This is a genomic window from Halochromatium sp. (assembly GCF_046541315.1).
Lineage (GTDB): Bacteria > Pseudomonadota > Gammaproteobacteria > Chromatiales > Chromatiaceae > Lamprobacter.
The window spans coordinates 1-2,920 of sequence record NZ_JBKHDN010000275.1 but is presented as its reverse complement, the minus strand read 5'-3'; the positions used below and the strand labels follow the sequence as shown (position 1 = coordinate 2,920).

Here is a 2,920-nt window from a genome sequence, read left to right as displayed (position 1 = left end):
GCACAGAGGATGCCCTTGTTCAGCGGATGGTCCGGGTTGCCCTCGATGTAGCGGACCTGACCATCGCGCAGATGCACGCGAATGCCGCAGCGACAGGCGCACATGTAGCAGGTGGTCTCTTTGACCTCAGTCTGGCCGATCTCGGCATCGTGTTGCACGGCAGGGTCTTTCATGGGCGTGGTGTTCGTCTGGCCTCGGGGAATGTCGTCACATTCTAATATTTGCGAAGCTGGGCGGTAAGCGCGCCGGATCAACGCCAACGTCGTATTGTTTGGGGAAATGTTTGCTCGCGAGCACCTCGGCTCCGCGCCCCTCGGCGGGTGCCGCCACGTTCGACCGCGGCCGAATAAGCCATTGATCAAGATCAATTAAAACGCTCTCACGAGGCTCGCCACAGGGCTCCCGCAAGGCCCTGGTCCGCAGTGGCCAACAACGCTGCCGTCCTCAGCGGAGCGGTCACCATCGGCAACCGTTGAAATTCCTTATGGCGAGATAAGCGGTCGTTCAGATCGCAAGGCCTGCGCTCGGTCAGGAGGCGAGCGCCAGCAATCGCTCGATGGATCTCGGCGCTCGTCATCCGCCCCCGGCGAGGCCGGCGGTCAGCCAACCCGCTTGCTTCGAACCCCTTGATGTCCCGATAAGAAGCGCGCCCGGCGACGGGGACTTGCGCCCCGTCAACCGCTCGACCGATGAGCCGCGATGCCTTGCGCAATCGCAGCGCCCCGTTCCCTTGCCTGCGTCCACACTTGGTCCAACCCTTTCACCCATCGACTCGACAGCAGAGGATCGCCAGCATGTCGTCGCAGCCCACCCGCATCGTCGTCATCGGCGGCTCCGCCGCCGGCCCCAAGGCCGCCGCCAAGGCGCGGCGCATGGACGAATTCGCCGAGATCACCCTGGTGCAGCGCGAGCAGGAGCTGTCGATGGCCTCTTGCGGCTTCCCCTACTACGTCGGCGGCACCTTCGATGATCGCAACATGCTCATCTGCACCCCGGCCGGCATCGTGCGCGACCCGAACTTCTACGGCAAGGCCAAGGGCATCGAGGCGCTGGTGCAGACCGAGGCCCTGCGCATCGACCGCGAGACCAAGACCGTCCTCGTCAAGCACCTGCCGACCGAGACCGAGCGCACCCTGCACTACGATCGGCTGGTGATCGCCACCGGCGCGCGCCCGGTCTGCCCGAATGCACCGGGCTTCGACCTGGACGGCGTGCAGACCCTGCACTCGATGGGCGACGCCGACAACCTGCGCGCGGTGCGTGACGCGCATAGCGTCGCGAAGGCGGTGGTGGTCGGCGGTGGGCTGATCGGCTTCGAGGTCTGCGAGGCCCTGCGCCTGGCGGGCATCGACACCACCGTGATCGAGAAGACGCGTCAGATCCTGCCCTTCCTCGACCCGGACCTGGCGAAGCTGGTCGAGAACCACATCCGCGCCCACGGGCCCGACATCATCGTCGGCAATGGCGTCGCCGAGTTCCTCGGCGACAACGGCAAGCTCACTGGGGTCAAGCTCGACAATGGCACCGAGCTGCCCTGCCAGCTCGCGGTGGTCGCGGTCGGCGTGCGTCCGAATACCGACCTGGCCCGGCTGGCCGGGCTCGAGATCGGCGATCAGGGCGGCATTCGCGTCGACGACGGCATGCAGACCTCTGATCCGGACATCTACGCGGTCGGCGATTGTGTCGAATGCAAGTCCCTGATCAGCGGCCAGTGGCTGCGCGCGCCCTACGGCGATATCGCCAACCTGCAGGGCCGGGTCGCTGGGCAAAACGTGATCAACGAGAACAGCGCCCGCTTTCCCGGGATCACCCACACCGGCATCTGCAAGATCTTCGATTACACCGTCGGCTTCACCGGCCTCTCGGCACAGGCGGCCCGCGCCGCCGGCTTCGAGGACATCGAGACCGCGACCATCTCCGGACTCGACATCCCGGTGTTCATGGGCGGCAAGCTCCTGATCAGCAAACTGGTCGCCGAGCGCGAGAGCGGACGCATCCTCGGTTTCCAGTGCATCGGCCCGGGCGATGTCAGCAAGCGCGTCGCGACCATGGCGATGGCGATCCGCGGCCAGCTCACCGTCGAGGACATGGTCAACGCCGATCTGCCCTACGCCCCGCCGTACTCGCTCGCGCTCGATCACACCATCGTCTCGGCACAGGTGATGGAGAACAAGCTCAAGGGGCTGATGCAGGGGCTCTCGGTCACCGAGGTCAAGCACCGCGTCGACCATGGCGCCGATTGTTTCATCCTGGATACGCGCAGCCCGCAAGAGTTCGAGGCGATGCGGCTCGGCATCGGCGAGACCTTGATTCCGCTCGGTGCCTTGAGGGGCCGGCTGAACGAGCTGCCAGAGGATAAGGACCGCGAGATCATCCTCTATTGCAAGATCTCGCTGCGCGGCTACGAGGCCGCCGCCATCCTGCAGCAGCATGGCTGGCGCAACGTCAAGGTCATGGAAGGCGGCATCATGGCCTGGCCCTACGCGCGGGAGAAGTGAACACAGGGCGTTGGTCCCTTTCCCCGACCAATGCGATCATGGCGTTCATCCGACACCCAACGGGATAGACCCCAGATGGAATTCTTTGCCACCGCCCAGCGCCGCTTCACCCCTGATCACATCCAAGATCAGGTCACTGGCCCACGACTCACCGAGTTCTGCGCGTCGATCGACCGGGTGCTGGAGTGGTCGGATGCACAGGATGCCGGCGAGGTCTACTGCCTTTGGGGGCAGTTCCGGGTGCGCCGCGAGCGCATCCGCGATGGCGTGCGCTTCACCCTGCCCGGCTGCCCGAACGCGCTGGCCTGGACCATCACGGCAACGCCTGAAGGCACCCTGATCCACTGCACCATCAACCGCTGCGAGCACGAGCCCGACTTCATCGAGTCGATCGAGGAGTTCATCGCCGATTGGGTGCAGGG

At 65.3% G+C, this 2,920-nt stretch carries 3 protein-coding genes; 2 read left to right on the top strand and 1 reads right to left on the bottom strand.

All coding sequences use genetic code 11. The features are described 5' to 3' along the window. The coding region (locus tag ACLFQI_RS13045; RefSeq protein ID WP_410759960.1) for a hypothetical protein at positions 1 to 173 on the bottom strand (173 nt) is incomplete at its 3' end. Positions 174 to 794: 621 nt separating this feature from the next. Between ACLFQI_RS13045 and ACLFQI_RS13040 the strand changes: the two genes are divergently transcribed. Beyond that, a complete protein-coding gene (locus ACLFQI_RS13040) occupies positions 795 to 2,498 on the top strand; it encodes an FAD-dependent oxidoreductase (protein ID WP_410759959.1) in 1,704 nt (567 codons plus the stop codon). 75 nt (positions 2,499 to 2,573) lie between these two features. Further along, on the top strand, positions 2,574 to 2,920 hold a 347-nt coding region (locus ACLFQI_RS13035; RefSeq protein ID WP_410759957.1), incomplete at its 3' end, for a hypothetical protein.